The sequence below is a fragment of the Burkholderia sp. BCC0322 genome, from assembly GCF_902833045.1.
GTDB lineage: Bacteria > Pseudomonadota > Gammaproteobacteria > Burkholderiales > Burkholderiaceae > Burkholderia.
Map to the genome: position 1 here is coordinate 71,841 of NZ_CADFDU010000005.1, position 22,712 is coordinate 94,552.

Consider the following 22,712-nt stretch of genomic DNA (forward strand, 5'->3'; position numbering starts at 1 on the left):
CATCGCGTCCGGCCGCTCGACGGGCCGCCCGGGTGAGCGGGCAAATCGGGGCCGGATACGGTGCAATTCGTATGAATATATATGAAGCCGATTTTGCGCGCTGCAGCGAATCGCGTAGCGGCGCGGGTGCAGCACGTCCGGCGCCCGGCATTCGAAGGCGCCGGATGCCGGAAATCGTGCGCCGCGGCAGGCCGAAGGCTGCGATTCGCTGTCGACGGCCTTACGGGCCGTATCCATTATTCGGCCGGTGGCCGGGACGAAGCCATGGACACTGATGTGCGGTCAATCCGGAACTGTTCGGTCGATTTGTCTGCACAGTTTGGGCGATGTCGATTGCGCATCCGGTTGCGGGGCCATGCTTCATCGGCATCGACGTGCGCTTTGATGCAACTAACGGTCAAATTCGGCAGCATCGGCGAACTGGCGCCGATCGACAGCCCATGCGACGCATTCGGCTTCGCAGATGTAGGGGGTCATCCTGGCCGGCCCGCTTGCGGATCGCCGGGGCGATCGGGCCGGCCCGGTGCGGCGTCGAGCCTACGAACGTCCGCGCAACGCCACGAAGATCACGCCGGCAATCGCCAGCAGGCCGCCGCACACCGTCTCGATGCCGGGCCGCTCGCCCGTCAGTGCCATCGACAGGACCGTCGCGACCGCAGGCGTCAGATAGAGGAAGTTGGCGGCGCGCGCCGCGCCGAAGTAGCCGAGTGCGAACGTCCACGTCGCGTAACCCAGCGCGGCGGGGAAGATGCCGAGCGTCAGCACGGCCAGCGTCGTGTCGCGCGACCCGCTGCCCAGCGCCGCGAGTGCGCCCGGCAGCCACGGCGTGAGCAGCAGCGCGCCGGCCAGCAGCGTGTACGCGGTGCAGGCCAGCGCGCCGTATACCGGAATCAGCCGCCGCTGCAGCACGAAATAGCTGGCCGAGCACAGGGCCGCGCCGAGAATCAGCGTGCTGCCCGCGCCGAGGACGAGGCCGCCCGGTTGCCCGCGCGCGATCACCGCGATGCCGGCGAGGCTGACCAGCGAGCCGAGCCAGCCCCAGCGATTGAAGCGCTCGCCGAGAAACACGGCGGCCAGCAGTGCCGTGAAGATCGGCAGCGTGTTCACGATGAAGCTCGCCGCGCCGGCCGAGACCGTTTGCTCGCCGGTATTGAGCAGCGCGTTGTAGAGCGCGATGCCGAGAAAGCCGCACAGCAGGAAGCGCAGTGCGTCGCCCCGTGTCGGCACGCGTGGCCGCCGCGCAATCAGCCACGCGACGATCAGCACGGCCGCGGTGGTGAAGCGCGCCGCCGCGAGCTGCAGCGGAGTCAGGCCATGCAGGCCGATCCGGATGAACGGGAAGGCGGACGCCCACGAAACGATCGTGAAGGCAACCGCGCCGGCCGCGATCAGCGGCTGTCGCGCAGGGCGCGACGATGGTGTGGAGAGTGTGTTCATGCGGCAATGATGCGATGTGGCAAGATGCTAAGCTAGCGCACAGATCAGCACGCAGATATGACCATGATTCACAGCTCGAGCCGGCGGACGGCCAGCGCTTCAACCCGCGCGAAGCGCGCGCCGGCAGTGTCGCCCGCCGCGGCGCCGGCGCCGGGTTCGCGGCCGCCGCTCGCGAGCCTGGAGACGGTGTGCACGGTCGCGCGCGAGGGCTCGTTCCTGGCTGCCGCCGATGTCTCCGGCGTGACGCACGGCGCGATCAGCCGGCGGGTGGCCGCTGTCGAAAACTGGCTCGGGCTGAAGTTGTTCGAACGTCATGCGCGCGGCGTGCGCCTGACGCCGGACGGTCAGCGCTTCGTCGGCCGGATCGAACAGGCATTCGCGATCATCGACAGTGCGGCCGATCAGTGGCGCTCGCCGCGTACGCCGCGACTGGTCAGGATGAGCGTGGTGCCGGCCTTCGCGCAGCTCTGGCTGTTCGAGCGCCAGCATGCGCTCGAGAGCGAGGCGCCCGCATTGCGGATCGAACTCGGCATTGATCTTCGCAACGTGGATATCGCCGGCGGCGAGGCGGACCTGTCGGTCCGGTACGGGCGCGGCAACTGGCGTCAGCTCGAGACCCGCGCGTTCATGCCGGAGCGGCTCTATCCGGTCGCGCATCCGCGGCTCGCCGCACAACTGGCCAAGGCGCGCCGCCGGCGCGGCGATGCCGCGTTGCTCGACCTGCCGTTGCTGCACGATTCCGATGTGACCGGCTGGCGCACGTGGTTCGATGCATTGGGCGTGCCGTTCAAGCCGCGCGCGCAGGATCGCCGCTTCGAGGATTACAACCTCGTGCTGGCCGCGGCCGAGGCCGGACTCGGCGTGGCGCTGGCGCGGGTACCGCTCGCCGACGCCTATCTCAAGCGCAGCGAACTCGTGCGCGTGAGCCGGCACGAGGTCGATTCGGTGCTCAGGTATTACTTCGTGCACGCGAAGGGGGAAAATCGGCCTGAGGTGCTGGCGTTGATGGAGCGGATGCGAGCGGCGGTGGGGGCAGGCGGCTAGCCGGCGTGCCGCCGTGAGACCGGCCACGGTACGCCGGTGGGCGCGAAGAAAGCGTTGTGCGATACGGGGCACTAGGCTCGGGCCGCCGGATAGACGACAATGCGACCGCGAATAACGATGAGGTGGAGCGATGAACGAGATTCGAAAATACATGCATCCGTGCGGATGCAAGCGAGGTCAACAATGAACAAGCCAGACAAGTCGTCGAAAGCGCGTGCCGCGCTCGACCAGCTGTTTTCGGGCATGGCGCCCGCGGATTCGACGCGCGCGTCGCGTCCGGGCAATCCGTTCGAAGCGAGCGCAGACGACGCATCCGCCGGCACGGGCGGCCGCGGTGGGATCGAAGTCACGCTGTCGACCCGGATCCAGTTGCGCGGCTATCCGAATGCGAACGCATTCATGAAGCGCATGGCCGAAGCCTGGGGGCTGGAGTGGGGGATGTACGACAGCGTCAAGGCCATCGCGACGCTGCCCGCCGGATGGCGAGCGCGCCGGCTTCCGGAAGTCACGCAGATCGTCGACGGGCACGACGTGCTGCGCGCGGAGAGCAGCCTGCAGGGCGGCGAGATGTCGTATCTGAAAGTGCATCCGCGCTATTACATCGACGCACGCAAGGGGCTTGGCTGGGGCAAGTCGTCGAAGGCGTCCGACGATCCGGATCTCGACGGCCCCGACTGGAACTGCTTCGTGATCGATCGCGAAAAAGCCATCGAAGTGCACGAATTGACCACCTCGTCGCTGAAAGCCGACATGGACAACGCGCGGGCGACGTTGGTGAAATGGCTGGACGAGAACTATCCGAATCATCGCGATCCTTTCGCGTACTGGACGGATTGCGAAGGGGCGTCGTAATTTTGCGTGGTGGCCCGGTTCGGTGTCGCGGGCACACGCCGCGCGACCGGCGCCGTAGCGGGCGGCGCGCAGGCCGCTTCGAGGCATCGGCCGGTTGCGACGGGAGCGCCAATTGAAACGAGCCGGTTTCGTCCCGGTGCTCTGGGCAGCGTTCGGTGCGGCGTTCGGTTCGACGGTCGTCGAGCTGCTGCTCTGGCCGATCGTCGGCGACGACGCCATCGCGAACCTGTTGCGCGACACACGCCTCACGGCGGCGATCGTGATGGGGCGCGGCGTGCTCGGCGCATCGGCCGGCTTCGATCCGCGGGTCATGGCGGCCGCGACCCTCGTGCACCTGGTGTTGTCGCTGGCCTACGCGGCCGTGCTGGCGAAGGTGATTCGCAACCTGTCGCTTGCGGCCGCGCTACTCGCGGGCGGCGCGTTCGGCCTCATCCTGTACGGCGTCAACCTGTATGCCTTGACCGCGATCTTCCCGTGGTTCATCCCGGTTCGTGGCGCGATCACGCTCGTGGCCCATCTGGTATTCGGGATCACTGGAGCGGTCGTTTACCGCCTCGCCACGCGCCAGGCCCGATGCCAACCGCGGCAACGATAGTCGCCGGTTGCCCGTGTCGATCGTTAGCACCATTTCCACCACTTCGATCGCGTCGTCCACTTCAACGGGATGGACCATCGCCGCTTCGGCGTGCCGATCGGCGGCGGCTTTCACCATGGTGCGCTCCCTGCCGGCACCGCCGGCCACGGATTCGGCGGCATGCATCCGTTCGGCGGGGTGAGCGGATTCGGTGGAACGCGCCGACATTAGGCGGTGTTCTCGCACAGATCCGCGGCCAGTGCATCTGCTAATCGAGCCGCCCGCGCAAGTCGTCGAACGGAATCATCACGTGCGTGCGATAGGCGGGCCGCGCTTTCAGCCGTTCGTACCATGCCTGTACGTGCGGGAGGTCCGGTCGTGCGATGTCGAGTTCGAAGTAGCGATACAGGTGCGTGCCGGCCGCAATGTCGGCGAGCGTAAGCGCGTCGCCCGCGAGAAACGGTTGCCCGGCCAGCGCTGCATCGAGCGCCTGGAAGTGCTGCGCGCACGCCGCGATGCTTTGCTCGACGCGCGCGGTGTCGCGCTGCTCGGGCGGCGTCCGGAAGTAGCCCCGGAATACGCCGTTCAGGAACGTCGGCTGCAGCGTGGATTGCGACCAGTCCATCCAGCGGTCGGCGCGTGACTGTTCGGCCGGGTCGTCGCGCCAGAAGCCGGGGCGTCCGTAACGCGCGGCGAGGTAGCGCAGGATGCTGTGCGATTCCCAGACGACCGTGCCACCGTCGTCGATCAAGGGCACGCGCCCGTGCGGGTTCATCGCGAGAAAGGCGGGTGTGTCGAGCACGCCGAACTGCCCGCCGGCCGGCACGTGCCGATGCGCGAGCGCGAGCTCGTCGACGAGCCACATCACCTTCTGGACGTTGAATGCATTGCGGCGCCCCCATACGGTCAGCATGCCGGCCTCCATGTATCGTGCGGAACGGGATCGCGACAGTGTAAACGCCGCAGGCGCGCACCGCGGTGCGCGCCTGCCGGCCGTCGTCGTTGTCGCCGCGCGGCGACGCGATCAGAACTTGTGGCGAATCCCGACGATCGCGAGCTCCTGCGTATCGGTGCCGGAGTTCACGCCGTACGAGCCGACCGATGCGGCGGCCTTCACGACCGCGCCGTTCGCGTTGAGCGTGTTGCCGCTCGCCTTCTGGTAGCCGAACAGCGCATACAGGTCGGTGCGTTTCGACAGCGCGTAGTCCGCGCCGAGGTTGACCTGGTTGTAGTGCGCGGAACTCGGCCCCGTCAGCGACGTGTAGTTGTAGCCGACGCCCGCGCGCAGCGCCGGCGAGAACTGCCAGTTGAAGAACGCCGAGCCGTTGTTGAACTTCGCGTTCTGGCTGAATGCCGACAGCGTGTCGGCGCCGTACTGCGTATTCGAATACGCAAGGCCGAAGGTGGCAGGCCCGGCGACGTACTGGCCGGCCACGCGCACGATCTGGATCGACTTCGCGCTCGAGAAGCCCTGGTTGATCACGGTGTTGAACAGCGTGTCCGAGCTGCTCGACCACGTACGCACGCCGTTCGCGACGCTGGAACCGCCGTTCGCGTAGAAGAAGCCGGCGCCGAGCGACAGCGGGCCGTTCGCGTAGCTTGCGCCGAAGCTGTACGTGCGGCCGCTGCCGGTGGCGCCCGCGACGCCGCCGAAACCGTACAGGCCTTCGAACTGGAAGCCGGAGATCAGCGGGCTCGTGTACTTCACCGAGTTGCTGACGCGCAGGCTGTTGTCGTAGTTGTCGAGGTCGCCCGGCGTCGCGAACACGCCGCCGAAGTAGTTGTCTTGCGTGAGGCCCTGCACGAGATCGACGACCGGATCGTACTGGCGGCCGAGCGTCACGGTGCCGTACGTGCTGCTCGCGAGGCCGACGACGGCCTTGCGGCCGAATTCGCGACTGCCCTGGCCGAGCGCGCCCGTGCCGATGTTGAAGCCGTTCTCGAGCTGGAACAGCGCGGCCAGGCCGCCGCCGAGATCCTCGGTGCCGCGCAGCCCCCAGCGGCTACCCGACAGGTTGCCGCTGCTGAACTTGACGAGACTCGACGCGTTGCTGCCGTTCGCGTTCTGCGCGTTGTGCACGTAGGCGATGCCCGCATCGGCGATACCGTACAGCGTGACGCTGCTTTGCGCGTGCGCGCCGGCGGCATGGAGCGCGGCCGGCAGTGCGAGCAGTGCGAATGAACGGATCTGTTTCATTGTTGGATTCCCCCGTTGGTCGATTGGTCTGACGAGTCGGTGAACGATACGGACAGCGCATCGTCGAGGGAACCAATAAATAGTCGGATCGTTATGAGGCAGTGCGGGGATGGATGCGCGCGCAACCGGTTGACGGCCGGTGCACAGGGGCGCTATGCGTCGTGCCGCCGCGACGCGTTTCTCAGCACGAGCGTCATCAGCTGCCGGCGCGAGTCGACGCCGAGCTTCGCGAACGCGCGCTTCGCGTATGTGTCGACCGTGGACGTCTTGAGCCCCATCGCTTGCGCGATGGCGGCCGACGTCATGCCCTGGATGAACGACGCGCATACGTGCATTTCGCGCGCGGTCAAGCGTTCCTGCCATTCCGGCAGCCATTGCGCAACGAGGTCGAGGTCGAACTCGTCGCGTGGCGCGTCGTCCGCCGGGATCGCGCCGAGCAGGCGCTTGTGCGCGGACGCCAGCGGCAGCACGACCTGGGAAAGTTGCTTCAACAGGCTCAGCTCCTTCAGCGAAAACGGCGGCAACCGCCGCGAGCGCGCGATCGAGATCGAGTAACGCGTGCCGCCCGTCACGCCTGCGATCACGCATTCGTCGTGAATGTCGCCGGCATCGAAGAACAGATGACGCAGCTCGCTCGTCACGCGCTGCGCGGACACCTGCAGCAACTGCACATCGTTTTCGGTTTCGATCGCCGCGTAGGTTGCATCGTCGCTCGCGTAGCTGCGGTAGTAGTGGCGCATGACCTGCGCAACCAGCTCGGGCTCGCGGCCGAAGCTGCCGATCCAGCCGATGCTGCGGCGGCTCGACGATGCACTGCGCTCGTAGTCGAGATGCACGGCGTCGAAGTCGACGTAGCGCACGAGGGTGTCGTAGACGGCGCGCATGAACTGCGGCGTCCCGACGACTTGCGCGATGTCGCCGAGCGTTTCGGTCACGAACGCGACGTGGCTCAGCGGGAGATCGGGGGCGGGAAGCGCAGCGCTCATGGCGTGGAGTTTCGAGGATGTCAGGTGGCGCTACAGGTATCACGAATATTTTCGACTGCCTACGCGGGAATCTACCCAAACGGCCCCGAACGACGTTGCCGTTTGTCCCGGTTTTCGGGACTGACGGTGCGGGCCGCGATCTCTACATTGCCCCTTGTGCCGAACACCGCTTGACGGCGTTGACGCGAGTCCGGACCCGGACCGGGCGCAACGGCCGATCCCCATCACAAGGAGACTCCCCATGCGTATCCGTATCCGTCGCCACCCGGCCTTGCGTGCCGCGTGCGTCGCTTCAGCCGGGCTGGCCCTCGCGGCCAGCCTGTCCGCCCATGCCGGCGAGGCCAACCTGAACGTGTACAACTGGTCGGAGTACATCGCGAAGGACACCGTGCCCACCTTCGAGAAGCAGTCGGGCATCAAGGTGCGCTACGACAGCTACGACAGCGACGATACGCTGCAGACGAAGCTGCTCGCGGGGAGCTCGGGCTACGACATCGTCGTGCCGACGTCGAACTACCTCGCGCAGCAGATCCAGGCCGGCGTGTACCAGAAGCTCGACAAGTCGAAGCTGCCGAATCTCGCGAACCTCGACCCGGTGCTGATGAAGATGGTTGCGAAGGCCGACCCAGGCAACCAGTACGGCGTACCGTGGGCGTGGGGCACGACGGGGATCGGCTACAACGTCGAGGCGGTCAGGAAGCGGCTCGGCGACACCGCGCCGACCGACAGCTGGGCGCTGCTGTTCGACCCGGCGAACGCGGCGAAGCTGAAAGGCTGCGGCATCTCGCTGCTCGATGCGCCGGACGCCGCGTTCGCGGCGGCGCTGCAATACCTGGGCAAGGATCCCGAGAGCAAGAACCCGGCCGACTATCAGGCGGCCTACGAGGTGCTGAAGAAGATCCGCCCGTACGTCACGCAGTTCAGCTCGGCCGGCTATGCGGACGACCTGGCGAACAACGATGTCTGCGTCGTGCTGGGCTGGTCGGGCGACGTCGGCATCGCGCGGCGGCGCACGCTGGACGCGAAGCGCGCGTACGAGGTCCGCTACGTGAATCCGAAGGAAGGCGGCCTGCTGTGGTTCGACGTGATGGCGATCCCGAAGGATGCGCCGCATCCGGAAGCCGCGCTGAAGTGGATCAACTACATCGAGGACCCGAAGACCAACGCGGCGATCACGAACGAGATCTTCTACCCGAGCGCCAACAAGGCCGCGCGCCCGTTCGTGACGCCGGCGATCGTGCAGGACCCGAGCATCTACCTGTCCGATGCGACGATCGCGAAAGCGTCGCTCGCGATGCCGCGCAGCGCCGACATCGCGCGGATGCAGAACCGTCTGTGGTTGCAGCTGAAGTCGGGCGGTTGAGGGAACCGACGATGATCCCTACGCTCCCTGCCGCCTCGGTTGCGGCCGGCACCCGCCGCGGCCGCATGGTTGTCGCTGAAGATCGCGCTGCTGACGGCGACCGCGTCGGTCGCGATCGGCACCTGGGCCGGCTTCGTGCTCGCCCGCATGGGGCGCTTCCGCGGCTTCACGCTGTATGCGGCGATGATCAACGCGCCGCTGGTGATTCCGGAAGTGATCCAGGGCATCTCGCTGCTGCTGCTGTTCGTCGCGATGCAGCAGGCCTTCGGCTGGCCGGCCGGGCGCGGCTGGCTGACGATCTGGATCGGCCACGTGATGCTGTGCCTGTCGTTCGTCGCGGTGATCGTGCAGTCGCGCGTGAAAGCGCTCGACCGCTCGATCGAGGAAGCCGCGCTCGACCTCGGCGCGCGGCCGTGGAAGGTGTTCTTCGTGATCACGCTGCCGCTGATCGCGCAGGCGCTGGTGTCCGGCTGGCTGCTCGCGTTCACCGTGTCGATCGACGACGTGATCCTGTCGGCGTTCCTGTCGGGTCCCGGCTCGACGACGCTGCCGCTCGTCGTGTTTTCCCGCGTGCGGATGGGGCTCAACCCGGAGATGAATGCGCTCGCCACGGTGTTCATCACGGCGGTGACGATCGGCGTCGTCGTCGTGAACCGCGCCATGCTGGCCCGCGAGCGTCGGCAGGCGCGCGACACGCGGATGTGGCACGCGGCACCCGCGCCCGGGGTATCCGGCACCCCAGCGGCGCCGTCCGCCATGCCGCCTGCGCGCCGGCCGGCCGCGCCGCCGCTGCACGACCGCATCCCGCATCCCACGAAGTGACGAACGACCAGGAGACATGCCATGAAAAAGAAGATGCTCTGTGCGCTGATCGCCGGAGCGCTGCCGGGGCTGGCCGCGGCGAATTCGAGCGCCGACCAGATCCGGGCGCTGCAGCAGCAGGTCGCGGCGCTGCAACGGCAGATGAGCGCGCTGCAATCGCAGCTCGGCACGAAGCCTTCGGCCGCGCCGGTGGCGTCGGCCGCGGCGACCGGCGCGGCGGCTGATCCGTCGGCGCCCGGCTATGGGCAGGCGCCCGCCGTGCTGACCAATGACGACGTGTCGGAAATCCGGCAGCAGGTCGCGAACCAGCAACTGAAGGTCGATTCGCTGACGGATGCCGCGCGCACGGGCCCGATCGCGGGGCTGTCGGTGACCGGCTATCTCGACCCGACTTACATCTACAACCGCGGTGCCGGCACGTCGTCGTTCCAGTTCGCGAACCACGAGAACGCGTACACCTACTACAACAGCACGTTCGGCGATGTGTTCCTCGACATCAAGAAGACGTTCGGCGTCGGTCCGACCGCACCGTCCGCGGAAATCACGCTGATGCCGAATCGTGGCGCGGGCCTGTCGATGATGACGGGCAGCGGCGCGAGCGGGCTCGACATCATCAACACGGCGGTCGTCACGGTGCCGCTGTCGGGGACGACGGCATTCGTCGGCGGGCTCGTGACGGGCTTCGGCGGCTACGAATACCAGCAGTCGAGCCAGATGCTCACGCTCACGCACAACCTGCTGTACGACTTCTCCGATCCGGGCTCGTCGATCGGTGCGGGCGTCAACTACCAGAGCGCGGACGGACACTGGGCGTGGAAGTTCTTCGTCGGCAACGAGCAGTTCCGCAGCGCGGGCGCGGTCACGCAGACCGGCGTCAATGCGCTCGGCGACCCGATCACGACGAGCAACAAGGTGCCGACCTTCACCGCGCGCGTCGATTACCTGCGCGGCAGCGCGCTCGACGTCGGCGGCTCGATCAGCATCGGCCGGCAGACACTGCCGAGCGCGGTCGATCCGGCAACCGGCAATGTGCGCTACGGCGTGGGCGGCAACGCGCCGGGCGCGTACGGCGCGTTCTTCTTCGGCGAAGCCGATGCGACCTATACGCTCGCGGATGCGCAGTACAACGCCGAGTTCGATTACGGCCAGCAGCAGCACGGCGCGTTCAACGGCGGGCTTGCGCAGTGGTTCGGGCTGTCGCTGCTCGCGCACCGCAAGTTCAACGCGCCAGTGGTCGGCCGCATGGGCGCGACGCTGCGCTACGACCTGCTCGTGAACCGGAAGAACGGCGGCGGCGGTTCGTCGATCGGCCTGAACGCCAAAGGGATGGATCCGTACAACGGCTTCGGCATCGATGCGGACTGCCTCGCCATGTCGAAGGCGAATGGCGGCGTCGGCTTCGAGTGCAAGGGCGCGACGCGGCAGGCCGCCGCGTTCGACCTGCTGTTCTACCCGACCCAGCAAGTGACGGTGAAGGTCGAATACCGGCACGACTGGGCGAGCAACAAGGTCTTCCTGCGTCACGACGGGTCGTACACGAAGTCGAACGACCTGCTCGCCACCCAACTCATCTACGCGTTCTGACGCGGCGCCGTTCGCGAGTCTTGCACATGCTCAAGTTCCAAAACCAGCAACATGTTCAGTCCTACTATGCAGCAACGGCCAACAACCGTGCGCGGCATCCGTCGCTCGACGGGGCCGCGACGGCCGACGTCTGCGTGATCGGCGGCGGGCTGACGGGCCTGTCCGCGGCGCTCGAGCTTGCCGAGCGCGGCCATTCGGTCGTGCTCGTCGAAGCGTCGAAGATCGGCTGGGGCGCGAGCGGCCGCAACGGCGGCCAGCTGATCGCCGGGTACGCGTGCGATATCGATACGTTCTCGGCCTACCTGCCGGAAGACGACGTGCGGCGCGTATGGGCGATGGGGCTGGAGTCGGTCGAGATCGTCCGGCAGCGGGTCGAGCGGTACGGCATCGATTGCGACCTGACCTCCGGTTACCTGACCGCCGCGAACAAGCCGCGCCATCTCGATGCACTGCGCGCGTGGAGAGAGACCGCGGCGCGCCGCTTCGGCTATCGCGGCTACGCATTCGTCGAGCGCGCCGACATGCATCGCTTCGTCGCGTCGGACCGATACGTCGGCGGCCTCCGTGACGAAGGCAGCGGTCACCTGCATCCGCTGAACTACACGCTCGGCCTTGCGCGGGCTGCGCGCGAAGCCGGCGTGACGATCCACGAGGACACGCCCGCGCTCGCGCTCGATCGCGCCGCGCCGCATCACCGCGTCACGTGCGCACGCGGACACGTCGATGCCCGTCATGTCGTGCTGGCCTGCAACGCGTACCTGGGGCAGCTTGCGCCGGCGCTCGCGCGCAAGATCATTCCGGTCGCGACCTACCTGATCGCGACGGAGCCGCTCGGCGATGCGCGTGCGGCCGAGACGATGCCGGCCGATGCGGCGATCTGCGACACCCGTTCGGCGCTCGACTATTTCCGTCTGACGCGCGACCGCCGGCTGCTGTGGGGCGGCAAGGCGAGCAGCTCGACGAACACGCCGCGCGACCTCGCGGCCGCGATGCGACGCGACATGCTGAAGACGTTCCCGCAGCTCGCCGACGTGCGGATCGACTACGCGTGGGGCGGGCTGATCGACGCGACGATGAATCGCGCGCCGCATTTCGGCCGGCTCGAGCCGACCGTGTATTTCGCGCAGGGCTTTTCCGGGCACGGCGTCAACGTGACGGGCCTGGCGGGGCGGCTGATCGCGGAAGCAATCGATGCGCAGGCCGCGCGCTTCGACCTGTTCGGCCGGATTCGCCATCGCGACTTTCCGGGCGGGCGCGCGCTGCGCACGCCGATGCTGGCGCTTGCGATGACCTGGCACCGGATGATGGACCTGCTCTGACCCGCGCGGGCGGCTCGCCCGTCCGCGCGGCACCGCAACGTTTCGAATCACTCACGCCCTGGAGGCACTCATGACCAACATCACGAATCTCGTCGACCTGATGCGGGCGCCGGCGAAGCTCACGCAGAGCCGCGTGCCGAGCGGGCTGCTGCTCGACGGCAATCCGCTGCAGACGCTGTCGCATCATTACATCAGCCCGTGCGGGCAGTTCAGTTGCGGGATCTGGGCCTGCACGCCCGGCCGCTGGACGATCGAGTACGACGAGTCGGAGTATTGCGAGATGCTGAGCGGCGTCGCGATCGTGCGCGATGCGGACGGCCGTGAGCGCGTGCTGCGTGCGGGCGACCGGTTCGTGATTCCGCCTGGCTTTCGCGGCACGTGGGAAGTCGTCGAAGCGTGCCGCAAGATCTATGCGTCGCACGCGCCGCAGGCCGGACAGCCGGGCGCGTGACGCGCGGCCGGTTCAGGACAACCATCGAGATCAACGAGGAGCAACCCATGACCCGGGAATTGTGGCGTCTCAGCGCGGCCGAGATGGCCGAGTGTGTCGCGCGTCGCGACGTGTCGGCCACCGAACTCACGCGCAGCTGCCTGCGGCGGCTCGAAGCAGTGAACCCGATGATCAACGCGATCGTCGACGTGATGGCCGACAGCGCGTTGCAGGCCGCGTCCGATGCCGATGCCGCGATCGCGCGCGGCGCACCGCTCGGCCCGTTGCACGGCGTGCCGGTGACCGTGAAGATCAACGTCGACACGGCCGGCTGCGCGACGACCAACGGCGTGCGCGCGTTTACGGACCTGATCGCGCACGAGGACAGCCCGGTGACCGCGAACCTGCGCAAGGCCGGCGCGATCGTGATCGGACGTAGCAATGCGCCGGCGTTTTCTTACCGCTGGTTCACCGACAACGACCTGCACGGCCGCACGTCGAATCCGTGGAATCCGTCGCTGACGCCGGGCGGTTCCAGCGGCGGCGCGGCCGCGGCCGTGGCCGCCGGCATCGGCGCGATCGCGCACGGCAACGACCTGGGCGGCTCGATCCGCTATCCGGCCTACGCGTGCGGCGTCGCCGGGCTGCGGCCCAGCACCGGGCGCGTGCCGGCGTACAACCCGACACAGTCGAAGGACCGCACGCTCGCGGTGCAGCTCGCGTCCGTGCAGGGGCCGCTCGCGCGCACGGTCGGCGATCTGCGGCTCGCGCTCGACGCGATGACGGCAGGCGACGCACGCGACGCATGGTGGATGCCGGTCGCGCCGATTGCGCGCGCCGCCGCGTTTCCCGCGCGCGTGGCCGTGTGCCCGGCGCTGCCGGGCGTGCCGTCCGATCCGGTGGTGGTCGATGCGATTCGGCAGGCTGCGCGCTGGCTCGAGGAAGCAGGCTGCATCGTCGAGGAAGCGGAGCCGCCGCGGATCGCCGAAGCGTGCGAACTGTGGCTGGACCTGGTGACCAACGAGGCGCGCAGCGGCCTCGGCGACGTCATCATGCAGCACGGCGATGCGGCGATCCGTACCGCGTTCGCGAGCCAGCGCCGTCTCGCGACGCCGCTGGACCTCGAGGGCTACATGAGCGGCCTCGCGCGCCGCACCGCGCTGCTGCGCGACTGGCAGCAGTTCCTCGTGCGCTATCCGCTGCTGCTGATGCCGGTGTCGTGCGCACCGCCGTTCGCGATCGACGCCGATCAGCACGGCGATGACGCGATGCGCGCGATCGTGGACCGGCAGGGGCCGCTGCTCGCGACCGCGCTGCTCGGGTTGCCGGGGCTGTCGGTGCCGACCGGCATCCGCGATGGCGTGCCGACCGGCGTGCAGCTCGTCGCCGGACGCTTCCAGGAAGCGCTGTGTCTCGCCGCGGGCGAAGCGATCGAGGCACGCGCGGGTATCTTCACGCCGATCGATCCGGTCACGGGGGCGTGATGCACGACTTTTCACGAGGAAACGCATGAATCAACCGACATTCGAAGACTGGCAAGCTCGCGCGGCGGAGCTGCGGGTCGAAGGCCGCGCGTTCATCGACGGCGACGTGTGCCACGCGCAAAGCGGTGAGACCTTCGCGTGCGTGAGCCCGATCGATGGCCACGTGCTCGCGCACGTGGCCGATTGCGGCGCCGACGACGTCGACCTCGCGGTGGCGGCCGCGCGCCGCGCGTTCGACGCGCGGAGCTGGGCCGGCATGAATCCGCGCGCCCGCAAGGCGGTGCTGCAGCGCTGGGCCGCGCTGATGCGAGCGCATCTCGACGAACTCGCGCTGCTCGAGACGCTCGACACCGGCAAGCCGATCGCCGATACCACGGCGATCGACGTGCCGGCCGCCGCGCATTGCGTCGACTGGTATGCGGAGGCGATCGACAAGGTCGGCGGCGAAGTCGCGCCGGTCGACCATCATCTGGTCGGGCTGGTCACGCGCGAGCCGATCGGCGTCGTCGCGGCCGTGGTGCCGTGGAATTTCCCGCTGCTGATGGCCGCGTGGAAATTCGCGCCGGCGCTCGCGGCCGGCAACAGCGTCGTGCTCAAGCCGTCGGAGAAATCGCCGCTTACGGCGATCCGTGTTGCGCAACTCGCGTGCGAAGCCGGCCTGCCGCCCGGCGTGTTCAGCGTCGTGCCGGGCGGCGCGGAGCCGGGCAGGGCGCTCGCGCTGCATCGCGATGTCGACTGCATTGCGTTCACGGGGTCGGCGCACACGGGGCAGCAGATCATGGCGTGCGCCGCGCGATCGAACCTGAAGCGCGTGTGGCTCGAGCTCGGCGGCAAGTCGCCGAACATCGTGCTGCGCGATTGCCAGGATCTCGACCGCGCCGCGCAGGCGGCTGCCGACGCGATCTTCTTCAACATGGGCGAAGTGTGCACGGCCGGCTCTCGCCTGCTCGTGCATCGCGACATCAAGGATGCATTCGTCGCGAAGCTGGTTGACGCGTCGCGACGTTACGCGCCCGGGCATCCGCTCGATCCGTCGGTGACGATGGGGGCGATCGTCGATCGCATGCAGCTCGATCGCGTGATGGGGTATATCGGCGCCGGGCGCGACGAGGGCAAGCTCGTCACGGGCGGCGCGCGCGTGCGCGAGGAGACGGGCGGGTTCTATGTCGAACCGACGGTGTTCGAGGTGAAACCCGGTGCGAGGATCGCACGCGAGGAGATTTTCGGGCCGGTGCTGTCGGTGATCGTGTTCGACGATGTCGACGAGGCCGTGCGGATCGCCAACGATACCGAGTACGGGTTGGCCGCGGCCGTATGGTCGGCCGATCTCTCGACCGCGCATGCCGTTGCGCGGCGGCTGCGCGCGGGCACCGTGTGGGTCAACTGCTATGGCGACGGCAGCGACGACATGAACTTCCCGTTCGGCGGTTACAAGCGCTCGGGTAATGGTCGAGACAAGTCGCTGCATGCGCTCGACAAGTACACCGAGCTGAAGTCGACGGTCGTGCGCTTGTAGCCTGGGACCGCGCGGCACGCTGGCGGCGTGTCGCGCGATCCGGCGCGGGGATCATTGTCGACCGTCGCCCGATACGTACAGCCGCGGCTGCGCCGCATTCAACGCGTCGTCTGCTTCCGGCTGCCACGGAAAGATCCCGTTGCGGTCCGGCCACAGCAGCTGGACGCACGGGAAGTCGTCGTTGCCGTAGAACCAGCGATTCCAGCCGAGATGGGCTTCATAGTGGGTTTTCTCGACCGGCATGAGGCGCGCGTTCGCGTTGCCGTAGACGGATGCGGTGACTTCGCCGACCGGCGGCGGCGTGCCGGCCGCGACCATCCGGTAGACGTCCCACAGCACGTCGTGGACGATGCGCGCCGGCAGCGAGAACACGATGATTTCCGGAAAACCGTGGTTGACCCACAGTCCGGTCGTGAACGAGAACCCTGGATCGTCCCCTTCGGCGAACACTTCCGTGCGGAACCAACCGTGCTGGCGAATCTGGTTCACGAATCGCTGCTCGGCTTCCTCGAGCACCGAATCGGGCGCGTCGAGCGCAGTGGCGATATCCGGTCGCGTGGTCATGACGGCTCCTTGGATCTGCGTCGTGCGACTGGACGCCGGGCGATGGCGTCCGGCCGGCCGGCGGGAAAGCGGTCGCGGCCGGGTTCGCCGCCGATCGCTGCGCCGCCATGTTGCCACAGCGGTTTCGCCTACTGCTCCGCGCCTTCCGCGTCCGCCGTTTCACCGAGGAACCCGCCGCTCTGGTGCGCCCACAGCGCCGCATAGATGCCGCCCGCCTGCAGCAACTGCTGATGGGTGCCTTCCTCGACGATGCGCCCTTCGTCGAGCACGATCAGCCGGTCCATCGCCGCGATCGTCGACAGCCGGTGCGCGATCGCGATCACCGTCTTGCCGCTCATCAGGTCGTCGAGGCTGCGCTGGATCGCCACTTCGACCTCGGAATCGAGCGCGCTGGTTGCCTCGTCGAGCACGAGGATCGGCGCGTCCTTGAGCATCACGCGCGCGATCGCGACGCGTTGCCGCTGGCCGCCCGACAGCTTCACGCCGCGCTCGCCGACCTCGACGTCGTAGCCGCTGCGGCCGTGGCGGTCGCGCAGCCGGTCGATGAACTCGGACGCTTCCGCGCGCACGGCCGCGTCGCGCATCTCGCGCTCGGTCGCGTCGGGGCGCCCGTAAAGCAGGTTTTCGCGCATCGTCCGGTGCAGCAGCGACGTATCCTGCGTGACCATCCCGATCGCGCCGCGCAGGCTGTCCTGCGTCACGTGCGCGATATCCTGCCCGTCGATCCGGATCGTGCCGCCGCCCACGTCGTAGAAGCGCAGCAGCAGGTTCACGAGCGTCGACTTGCCGGCGCCCGAGCGGCCGATCAGGCCGATCCGCTCGCCGGGCCGGATCGTCAGGTTCAACCCGTCGAATACGGCGCGGTCGTTGTCCTCGTGCGCGAACTGCACGTTGTCGAACACGATTTCGCCGCGCCGCACCGCGAGCGGCTTCGCATCGGGCGCGTCGACCACGCTGTGCACTTTCGTCAGCGTGTTGATGCCGTCCTGGATCGTGCCGACGTTCTCGAACAGCTCGGTCATCTCCCACATGATCCAGTGCGAATAGCTCGACAGGCGCAGCGCCATCGCGATCACCGCCGCGACGACGCCCGCGCTTGCCTCGCCGTGCATCCATAGAGACAGCGCGAGGCCGGTCGAGCCCACCAGCAGCAGCGTCGACAGCAGGTGATTGACGACCTCGAACGCGCTGACGAGCCGCATCTGCGCGTCGCCGGTCGCCTTGAACGCTTCCATCGCGCGGCGCGCGTGGTCGGCTTCGCGCCGCGTGTGCGAGAACAGCTTCACGGTCGTGATGTTCGAATACGCGTCGGTGATGCGGCCCGTCATCAGCGCGCGCGCATCGGCCTGGCGGCTGCCGACGGCGCCGAGGCGCGGCACGAAATACGCGCACGCCAGGCCGTAGCCGAGCGCCCACAGCACGAGCGGGATCATCAGCCGCCAGTCGAAGCTCGCCGCGAGCGCGAGGATGCCGATCAGGTACGCGGTGACGCCGATCACGACGTCGACCGACATGAACAGCGCATCGCGCACCGCGAGCGCGGTCTGCATGATCTTGGTCGTCACGCGGCCCGCGAACTCGTTCGCGTAGAACGACAGGCTCTGGTTGAGCATCAGCCGGTGAAACAGCCAGCGCAGCCGCATCGGGAAGTTGATCGCGAGCACCTGGTGCTTGACCATCGTATGCAGCGCGATCAGCAGCGCACTGCCGGCGAGGATCGCGGCGAACCCGGCGAGCGTGCCGAAGTGCCGTCCGCCGAAATCGGCCGGCGTCGCGGCCGCGAGCCAGTCGACCACGCGGCCCATCATCGCGAACAGCGCCGCTTCGTACGCGGCCAGCGCGGCCGACGTCAGCGCGATCAGCAGGATCCAGCCGCGCGCGCCTTTCGTGCACGCCCAGACGAACGAGAAGAAACCCCGCGGCGGCGTGACGGGATCTTCGAGCGGGAAAGTCGGCAGGCGCCGTTCAAACCACGAAAACATTGAAACCTCTCCTTGATGCGTCCACGCCGACCGGCGCGGCTCGATGTCGGGGCGGTGGCGCGGCTCGGCCGGAACGTCCGTCCGGCCGAGGATCGCGTCGTTGTCGCGCCGCTCGGCGGCCAGTGTCGCATCGATTCGATCCGGTTGCAGGCCGGTTGCCTGGAACCGCTGTCGCGTGCGGCAAGTGCGTTGCCGGCGCCGGCTGAAAGCGGCGCCGACGATCATCGAGAGCGCGGGCCGTACCGCATCCGCGACGCGCGGAATCACCCAGCCGCCATGCGAGAAGCCGGGCAGGCCGATCTTGCGCGCGCGCGTGATCGTGGCGAACGAGGCGCAGGTGAAGGAGCGGACGGTCGCGCTGATCAAGCACAGCGTCGCGCAAGGGAAGATCGATCGCAGCCTGAAGCCCGATCTCGTCGCGACCTGGCTGCTCGCGCTCGCGGAAGGCGCGGTCGGGCGCGTCGTATTCGAGCCGGCGTTCAAGCCGCGCGCGCCGGGCGATGCTGCGGACGATCATTCAGCGGAGGTTGAAGCCGCAGCAGGCATCGCGATGCCGGTTTGACGCACGCCGGGCTCAGGCGCTATTCGAACCGGGCGCGCGCATTGGGCGGCCACTGGCCGGCAGGGGCGGGGAAATGCGGGCGGGTCGCCGGGCGTGGCACGGATCGCGCCCTTGAAAAATCCCTTGACTATCTATCTATGAGTAGATAAAGTTCGATCCATGGAAACGAAACCGACCGTCCGCGAACAGATTCTCGACCACGCGATCACGCTGATGATGCTGCGCGGCTACAACGGCTTCAGCTATCGGGACCTGTCCGACCTGGTGGGCGTGAAGACGTCGAGCATCCATTACTACTTCCCGTCGAAGGATGACCTCGTGCTGGAAGCGGTAGCGGCTTATAGCGACGACGTCCTCTCGGCGATGCGGGCGATCGATGCGGGGTTGCCGGCCGACGTGAAGCTGAGCCTCTATACGAAGATGTTCGGCCGCACGCTCGGCGACGGCAACATGATCTGCCTGTGCGGGATGCTGGCGGCCGATATCGAATCGTTGCCGGAAAACGTGCGGCAGGCCGTGCAGGCGTTTTTCAAGGCCAACGAGAGCTGGCTCGCGGCGTTGCTCGCGCAGGGCGCGAAGGAGGGCACACTGCAGTTCAGCGGCAAGCCCGAAACAGCGGCGCGCACGTTGTATGCGGCGTTCCAGGGCAGCGTGCTGGCCAGTCGGCTGTTTCACACGCGGGCGCGTCTCGAGGATGTCGAGGCGGTCTGGAAAACGCGGTCCTGATGGACGGCGCAAGCAGTCGGGCGGTTCGCCGCCTTTTGTTGGGATTGGGTATCTATCTGGTGATAGATAGATGGATAGTATGGGCAGGCGAATCAAGCGCCTGCATTTTTTGGGGATGTTTATCTATCTATGAGTAGATAAACATCCCGGATTGGAAGGTTGTTTCACTCACTGATTGAAAAAGGAGTCTGTCATGTCGATCGAAAAAGTGCTGTACCGCGCCCATGCAAAAGCCACCGGCGGCCGTGACGGCCGTGCGACGGTGCCCGAAAGCGGCCTCGACCTGAAGCTGACCACGCCGCGCGAGCTCGGCGGCGCGGGCGGCGCAGGCGCGAACCCCGAGCAATTGTTCGCCGCCGGCTACAGCGCGTGCTTCATCGGTGCGATGAAGTTCGTCGCAGCGCGCGACAAGATCGCGATGCCCGCGGATGCCGCGATCGAAGGCAGCGTCGGCATCGGCGCCCTCCCGAACGGCTTCGGTATCGAAGTCGAATTGAAGATCTCGCTGCCGGGCCTCGATCGCGAGGTCGCGCGGACGCTGATCGATCGCGCACACGTCGTGTGCCCGTACTCGAACGCGACGCGCGGCAACATCGACGTCACGCTCACGCTCGTCTGATCCTACGCATTACGAAACATCAACCGTCACATCGTCATTCACCGATTGAGCCAAGGAGTTACATCATGAAGATCGTCAAGCCGCTGCTGATCGCTGCCGCCGTCGCTGCCGCGCTGTCCGCCACGACCACCGCGTTCGCTGCGGGCGCCGGCGCGGAAGCCGTCCGGCCTGATGCGACGACGAGCGCGTTTCTCGCCGCGCTGAACGGCCAGAAGGGCCCGGGCCTCGAAACGCTGAGCCCGGCGAAGGCGCGCCAGGTGCTGGTCGATGCGCAGAACGGCGCGAAGGTCGACCTGTCGGGCATCGACGTGTCGAACCGCACGATCGAACAGGACGGCTTGTCCGTGCCGGTCACGATCGTCCGCCCGCAGGGCGCGACGGGTACGCTGCCGGTGTTCATGTTCATTCACGGCGGCGGCTGGGTGCTCGGCGATTTCCCGACGCACGAACGCCTCGTGCGCGACCTCGTCGTGCAATCGGGCGCCGTTGCGGTGTTCGTGAACTACACGCCGTCGCCGGAAGCGCATTACCCGGTGGCGATCAACCAGGCGTATGCGGCGACGAAGTGGGTGGCCGCGCACGGTGCGGAGATCGGCGTGGACGGCAGCCGCCTCGCGGTGGTCGGCAACAGCGTCGGCGGGAACATGGCGGCCGTGGTGGCGCTGATGGCCAAGGACAAGGGCGGCCCCGCGATCCGCTTCCAGGGGCTGATGTGGCCGGTGACGGACCACAACTTCAACACGGGGTCGTACAACGCGTATCAGCAAGGGCACTTCCTGACGCGGCCGATGATGAAGTGGTTCTGGGACGCCTATACGAAGAACGAAGCGCAACGCAACGAGATCTACGCGTCGCCGCTGCGCGCGAGCACCGCGCAGTTGAAGGGCCTGCCGCCCGCGCTGATCCAGGTCGCCCAGTTCGACGTGCTGCGTGACGAAGGCGAAGCGTACGGCCGCAAGCTCGACGCGGCCGGCGTCGACGCGACGACCACGCGCTACGACGGCACCATCCACGATTTCGGCCTGCTGAACGCGCTGGCCACGGATGCGCCGACGAAGGCCGCGACGAAGGCGATGGCCAACGAGATCGCGACGCGGTTGAAGTAAGCGATGGCCCGCACGCGCGCCGCGCTTGAGGCGGTGCGCGTGCGAAGACTCGGCGGCGGGCACGTGCCCGCCGTTTTCGCATGCGGCCGGCGAGCCGATGGGTTGGCGCGACGCTGCGCGCCGTCGACTATCCCGCTTTGGCCCGGCGCGGTTGTCCGGGTGCCCGCGCGTGCAGCGGGCGTACCGTCGTGCGACGACGCAGCCGCACGCGGCGATGTTCGATCGCGCGTGAAGTTGGTACGATCGCCCGTATCGTTCACGCCGGCGCCGCAAGCCGCCGGCCATCGGTCGCGCGGCCGCCCGGCAGCGCGGCTCCGTTCGGGAGAAGCGGCTCATGCTGCAGGCGTTCGCGGTCTTGCTGACCTTCCAGTGTCTCGGGGAAGGCGTGTCCTACCTGTTCGGCCTGCCGGTGCCCGGCCCCGTGATCGGCATGCTGCTGCTGTTCGGCTTCGTGATGCTGCGCCCTCAGGTGGCCGACGCGATCGAACCGACCGCGCTCGAGCTGCTGCGCCACCTGTCGCTGCTGTTCGTGCCGGCCGGCGTCGGCATCATGGTGTCGGCCGATCGCGTGCGCGGCGATGCGGTCGCGGTCGTCGTCGCGCTGGCCGTCAGCACCACGCTCGCGATCGCCGTGACCGCGCTCGTCACGCGCGCGCTGCTGCGCCGCCAGCGGCGCGCGGGCGGTGCGGCGGAGGGCACGCGTTGACGGCCTTCCCGAAACTCGGCGCGATCTGGGTCTATCTCGCCGCGACCCCGTTGCTGGGCCTGACCATCACGCTGATCGCCTATCTGCTCGCGCAGGCCGTCTATGCGCGGGCGCGCTTCAACCCGCTCGCGAACCCGGTGCTGATCGCGGTCGCGCTGATCGTCGTGCTGCTGACGATCACCCATACGCCGTATCCGACGTATTTCGAAGGCGCGCAGTTCGTCCACTTCCTGCTCGGCCCCGCGACCGTCGCGCTCGCGCTGCCGCTGTACCGCCAGTGGTCGAAGCTGCGCCGCGCCGCGGTGCCGCTGCTGGTCGGCCTGCTCGCGGGCTCGCTGACCGCGATCGTGTCGGCGGTCGGCATCGCGGCGCTGTTCGGCGCGTCGCACCAGACGATCGCGTCGCTCGCGCCGAAGTCGGCGACGACGCCGATCGCGATGGCCGTCGCCGCCGAAATCGGCGGGATTCCGTCGCTCACCGCGGTGCTCGTGATCTCGACCGGGATCTTCGGGGCCGTGTGCGCGCGCGGGATCCTCAACGTACTGCGCGTCGACGAACCGGCCGTGCGCGGGTTCGCGCTCGGCGTCGCGTCGCACGGGATCGGCACCGCGCGCGCGTTCCAGGTCAGCGAGGAGGCCGGCGCGTTCGCCGGGCTCGGGATGGGGTTGAACGGCGTGCTGACGGCCTTCGTCGTGCCGATCCTACTGCCGGTGCTGTCGCGCTGGGTCTGAGCGCCGGCCGGGCCGCGCCGGGTTATCGGTTTCCCTGATGGCGCGCGCGGGACGCCGGAACGGCGGCGCATGCGGTGCGCATGTATCGTGGCCGTTATCGGGAGAATT

At 68.0% G+C, this 22,712-nt stretch carries 21 protein-coding genes and 1 pseudogene; 16 read left to right on the forward strand and 6 right to left on the reverse strand.

Annotated features, from left to right (window positions below; all coding sequences use genetic code 11):
- Positions 1 to 537 precede the first annotated feature (537 nt).
- Complete coding sequence (locus tag HWX39_RS16350) at positions 538 to 1,437, reverse strand: EamA family transporter (RefSeq protein WP_175969052.1); 900 nt, start codon at positions 1,435 to 1,437, stop codon at positions 538 to 540.
- A gap of 57 nt (positions 1,438 to 1,494) precedes the next feature.
- Here HWX39_RS16350 and HWX39_RS16355 point away from each other — a divergent pair, with 57 nt between their 5' ends.
- From HWX39_RS16355 to HWX39_RS16365, 3 genes are all read left to right on the forward strand, one after another.
- Positions 1,495 to 2,481, forward strand: coding sequence for a LysR substrate-binding domain-containing protein (locus HWX39_RS16355; protein WP_175969053.1), 987 nt, complete (start codon positions 1,495 to 1,497; stop codon positions 2,479 to 2,481).
- A 183-nt stretch (positions 2,482 to 2,664) separates the two neighbouring features.
- Complete coding sequence (locus HWX39_RS16360) at positions 2,665 to 3,333, forward strand: nitroreductase (RefSeq protein ID WP_175969054.1); 669 nt, start codon at positions 2,665 to 2,667, stop codon at positions 3,331 to 3,333.
- 112 nt (positions 3,334 to 3,445) lie between these two features.
- Positions 3,446 to 3,928: a sodium:proline symporter gene (locus tag HWX39_RS16365; protein ID WP_175969055.1), complete on the forward strand. Its 483-nt coding sequence runs from the start codon at positions 3,446 to 3,448 to the stop codon at positions 3,926 to 3,928.
- Between the two features lie 247 nt (positions 3,929 to 4,175).
- Here the strand turns inward: HWX39_RS16365 and HWX39_RS16370 are convergent, their stop codons facing one another.
- From HWX39_RS16370 to HWX39_RS16380, 3 genes are all read right to left on the reverse strand, one after another.
- Complete coding sequence (locus HWX39_RS16370) at positions 4,176 to 4,820, reverse strand: glutathione S-transferase (RefSeq protein ID WP_175969056.1); 645 nt, start codon at positions 4,818 to 4,820, stop codon at positions 4,176 to 4,178.
- A gap of 111 nt (positions 4,821 to 4,931) precedes the next feature.
- The gene (locus HWX39_RS16375; RefSeq protein WP_175969057.1) at positions 4,932 to 6,104 is read right to left on the reverse strand and encodes a porin; all 1,173 of its coding nucleotides are present in this window, start codon (positions 6,102 to 6,104) and stop codon (positions 4,932 to 4,934) included.
- 152 nt (positions 6,105 to 6,256) lie between these two features.
- On the reverse strand, positions 6,257 to 7,090 hold the full coding sequence (locus HWX39_RS16380) for a helix-turn-helix transcriptional regulator (RefSeq protein WP_175969058.1): 834 nt from the start codon (positions 7,088 to 7,090) through the stop codon (positions 6,257 to 6,259).
- Positions 7,091 to 7,331: 241 nt separating this feature from the next.
- Between HWX39_RS16380 and HWX39_RS16385 the strand changes: the two genes are divergently transcribed.
- From HWX39_RS16385 to HWX39_RS16415, 7 genes and pseudogenes are all read left to right on the forward strand, one after another.
- Positions 7,332 to 8,453: a polyamine ABC transporter substrate-binding protein gene (locus HWX39_RS16385; RefSeq protein WP_175969059.1), complete on the forward strand. Its 1,122-nt coding sequence runs from the start codon at positions 7,332 to 7,334 to the stop codon at positions 8,451 to 8,453.
- Positions 8,454 to 8,513: 60 nt separating this feature from the next.
- Positions 8,514 to 9,275, forward strand: a pseudogene (locus HWX39_RS16390) (ABC transporter permease subunit); the annotation flags it as partial.
- A gap of 21 nt (positions 9,276 to 9,296) precedes the next feature.
- A complete protein-coding gene (locus HWX39_RS16395) occupies positions 9,297 to 10,859 on the forward strand; it encodes a DUF3138 family protein (protein WP_175969060.1) in 1,563 nt (520 codons plus the stop codon).
- A 26-nt stretch (positions 10,860 to 10,885) separates the two neighbouring features.
- Positions 10,886 to 12,178 carry an FAD-binding oxidoreductase gene (locus tag HWX39_RS16400; protein WP_175969061.1) on the forward strand — a complete coding sequence of 431 codons (1,293 nt, stop codon included), beginning with the start codon at positions 10,886 to 10,888 and terminating at the stop codon, positions 12,176 to 12,178.
- 70 nt (positions 12,179 to 12,248) lie between these two features.
- Positions 12,249 to 12,629: a cupin domain-containing protein gene (locus HWX39_RS16405; RefSeq protein WP_175969062.1), complete on the forward strand. Its 381-nt coding sequence runs from the start codon at positions 12,249 to 12,251 to the stop codon at positions 12,627 to 12,629.
- A gap of 47 nt (positions 12,630 to 12,676) precedes the next feature.
- A complete protein-coding gene (locus HWX39_RS16410; RefSeq protein ID WP_175969063.1) occupies positions 12,677 to 14,092 on the forward strand; it encodes an amidase family protein in 1,416 nt (471 codons plus the stop codon).
- 25 nt (positions 14,093 to 14,117) lie between these two features.
- Positions 14,118 to 15,608 carry an aldehyde dehydrogenase gene (locus HWX39_RS16415; RefSeq protein ID WP_175969064.1) on the forward strand — a complete coding sequence of 497 codons (1,491 nt, stop codon included), beginning with the start codon at positions 14,118 to 14,120 and terminating at the stop codon, positions 15,606 to 15,608.
- 51 nt (positions 15,609 to 15,659) lie between these two features.
- On the opposite strand, the gene HWX39_RS16420 is transcribed toward HWX39_RS16415, so the two are convergent.
- Positions 15,660 to 16,172 carry a DUF4262 domain-containing protein gene (locus tag HWX39_RS16420; RefSeq protein ID WP_175969065.1) on the reverse strand — a complete coding sequence of 171 codons (513 nt, stop codon included), beginning with the start codon at positions 16,170 to 16,172 and terminating at the stop codon, positions 15,660 to 15,662.
- A 128-nt stretch (positions 16,173 to 16,300) separates the two neighbouring features.
- Positions 16,301 to 18,154 carry an ABC transporter ATP-binding protein gene (locus tag HWX39_RS16425; protein WP_175969066.1) on the reverse strand — a complete coding sequence of 618 codons (1,854 nt, stop codon included), beginning with the start codon at positions 18,152 to 18,154 and terminating at the stop codon, positions 16,301 to 16,303.
- Positions 18,155 to 18,329: 175 nt separating this feature from the next.
- Here HWX39_RS16425 and HWX39_RS36275 point away from each other — a divergent pair, with 175 nt between their 5' ends.
- From HWX39_RS36275 to HWX39_RS16455, 6 genes are all read left to right on the forward strand, one after another.
- The gene (locus HWX39_RS36275; protein ID WP_244135023.1) at positions 18,330 to 18,716 is read left to right on the forward strand and encodes a hypothetical protein; all 387 of its coding nucleotides are present in this window, start codon (positions 18,330 to 18,332) and stop codon (positions 18,714 to 18,716) included.
- Positions 18,717 to 18,875: 159 nt separating this feature from the next.
- Complete coding sequence (locus HWX39_RS16435; protein ID WP_175969067.1) at positions 18,876 to 19,442, forward strand: TetR/AcrR family transcriptional regulator; 567 nt, start codon at positions 18,876 to 18,878, stop codon at positions 19,440 to 19,442.
- A 193-nt stretch (positions 19,443 to 19,635) separates the two neighbouring features.
- Entirely contained in the window at positions 19,636 to 20,061 is a 426-nt protein-coding gene (locus HWX39_RS16440; protein WP_175969068.1) for an organic hydroperoxide resistance protein, read from the forward strand.
- Positions 20,062 to 20,126: 65 nt separating this feature from the next.
- Positions 20,127 to 21,167, forward strand: a complete 1,041-nt coding sequence (locus HWX39_RS16445; protein WP_175969069.1) for an alpha/beta hydrolase — start codon at positions 20,127 to 20,129, stop codon at positions 21,165 to 21,167.
- Positions 21,168 to 21,501: 334 nt separating this feature from the next.
- Positions 21,502 to 21,873, forward strand: a complete 372-nt coding sequence (locus HWX39_RS16450) for a CidA/LrgA family protein (RefSeq protein ID WP_089429982.1) — start codon at positions 21,502 to 21,504, stop codon at positions 21,871 to 21,873.
- Complete coding sequence (locus HWX39_RS16455; RefSeq protein WP_174939088.1) at positions 21,870 to 22,604, forward strand: LrgB family protein; 735 nt, start codon at positions 21,870 to 21,872, stop codon at positions 22,602 to 22,604. Before HWX39_RS16450 ends, HWX39_RS16455 begins: the two co-directional genes overlap by 4 nt.
- Positions 22,605 to 22,712: the final 108 nt, after the last annotated feature.

Coding starts and splice junctions, on each gene's coding strand:
- HWX39_RS16405 (WP_175969062.1), top strand. CDS start 12,249: ATGACCAACATCACGAATCTCGTCGACCTGATGCGGGCGCCGGCGAAG.
- HWX39_RS16415 (WP_175969064.1), top strand. CDS start 14,118: ATGAATCAACCGACATTCGAAGACTGGCAAGCTCGCGCGGCGGAGCTG.
- HWX39_RS16355 (WP_175969053.1), top strand. CDS start 1,495: ATGACCATGATTCACAGCTCGAGCCGGCGGACGGCCAGCGCTTCAACC.
- HWX39_RS16370 (WP_175969056.1), bottom strand. CDS start 4,820: ATGCTGACCGTATGGGGGCGCCGCAATGCATTCAACGTCCAGAAGGTG.
- HWX39_RS16350 (WP_175969052.1), bottom strand. CDS start 1,437: ATGAACACACTCTCCACACCATCGTCGCGCCCTGCGCGACAGCCGCTG.
- HWX39_RS16435 (WP_175969067.1), top strand. CDS start 18,876: ATGGAAACGAAACCGACCGTCCGCGAACAGATTCTCGACCACGCGATC.
- HWX39_RS16420 (WP_175969065.1), bottom strand. CDS start 16,172: ATGACCACGCGACCGGATATCGCCACTGCGCTCGACGCGCCCGATTCG.
- HWX39_RS16360 (WP_175969054.1), top strand. CDS start 2,665: ATGAACAAGCCAGACAAGTCGTCGAAAGCGCGTGCCGCGCTCGACCAG.
- HWX39_RS16440 (WP_175969068.1), top strand. CDS start 19,636: ATGTCGATCGAAAAAGTGCTGTACCGCGCCCATGCAAAAGCCACCGGC.
- HWX39_RS16375 (WP_175969057.1), bottom strand. CDS start 6,104: ATGAAACAGATCCGTTCATTCGCACTGCTCGCACTGCCGGCCGCGCTC.
- HWX39_RS16385 (WP_175969059.1), top strand. CDS start 7,332: ATGCGTATCCGTATCCGTCGCCACCCGGCCTTGCGTGCCGCGTGCGTC.
- HWX39_RS16450 (WP_089429982.1), top strand. CDS start 21,502: ATGCTGCAGGCGTTCGCGGTCTTGCTGACCTTCCAGTGTCTCGGGGAA.
- HWX39_RS16395 (WP_175969060.1), top strand. CDS start 9,297: ATGAAAAAGAAGATGCTCTGTGCGCTGATCGCCGGAGCGCTGCCGGGG.
- HWX39_RS16445 (WP_175969069.1), top strand. CDS start 20,127: ATGAAGATCGTCAAGCCGCTGCTGATCGCTGCCGCCGTCGCTGCCGCG.
- HWX39_RS16380 (WP_175969058.1), bottom strand. CDS start 7,090: ATGAGCGCTGCGCTTCCCGCCCCCGATCTCCCGCTGAGCCACGTCGCG.
- HWX39_RS16410 (WP_175969063.1), top strand. CDS start 12,677: ATGACCCGGGAATTGTGGCGTCTCAGCGCGGCCGAGATGGCCGAGTGT.
- HWX39_RS16400 (WP_175969061.1), top strand. CDS start 10,886: ATGCTCAAGTTCCAAAACCAGCAACATGTTCAGTCCTACTATGCAGCA.
- HWX39_RS16425 (WP_175969066.1), bottom strand. CDS start 18,154: ATGTTTTCGTGGTTTGAACGGCGCCTGCCGACTTTCCCGCTCGAAGAT.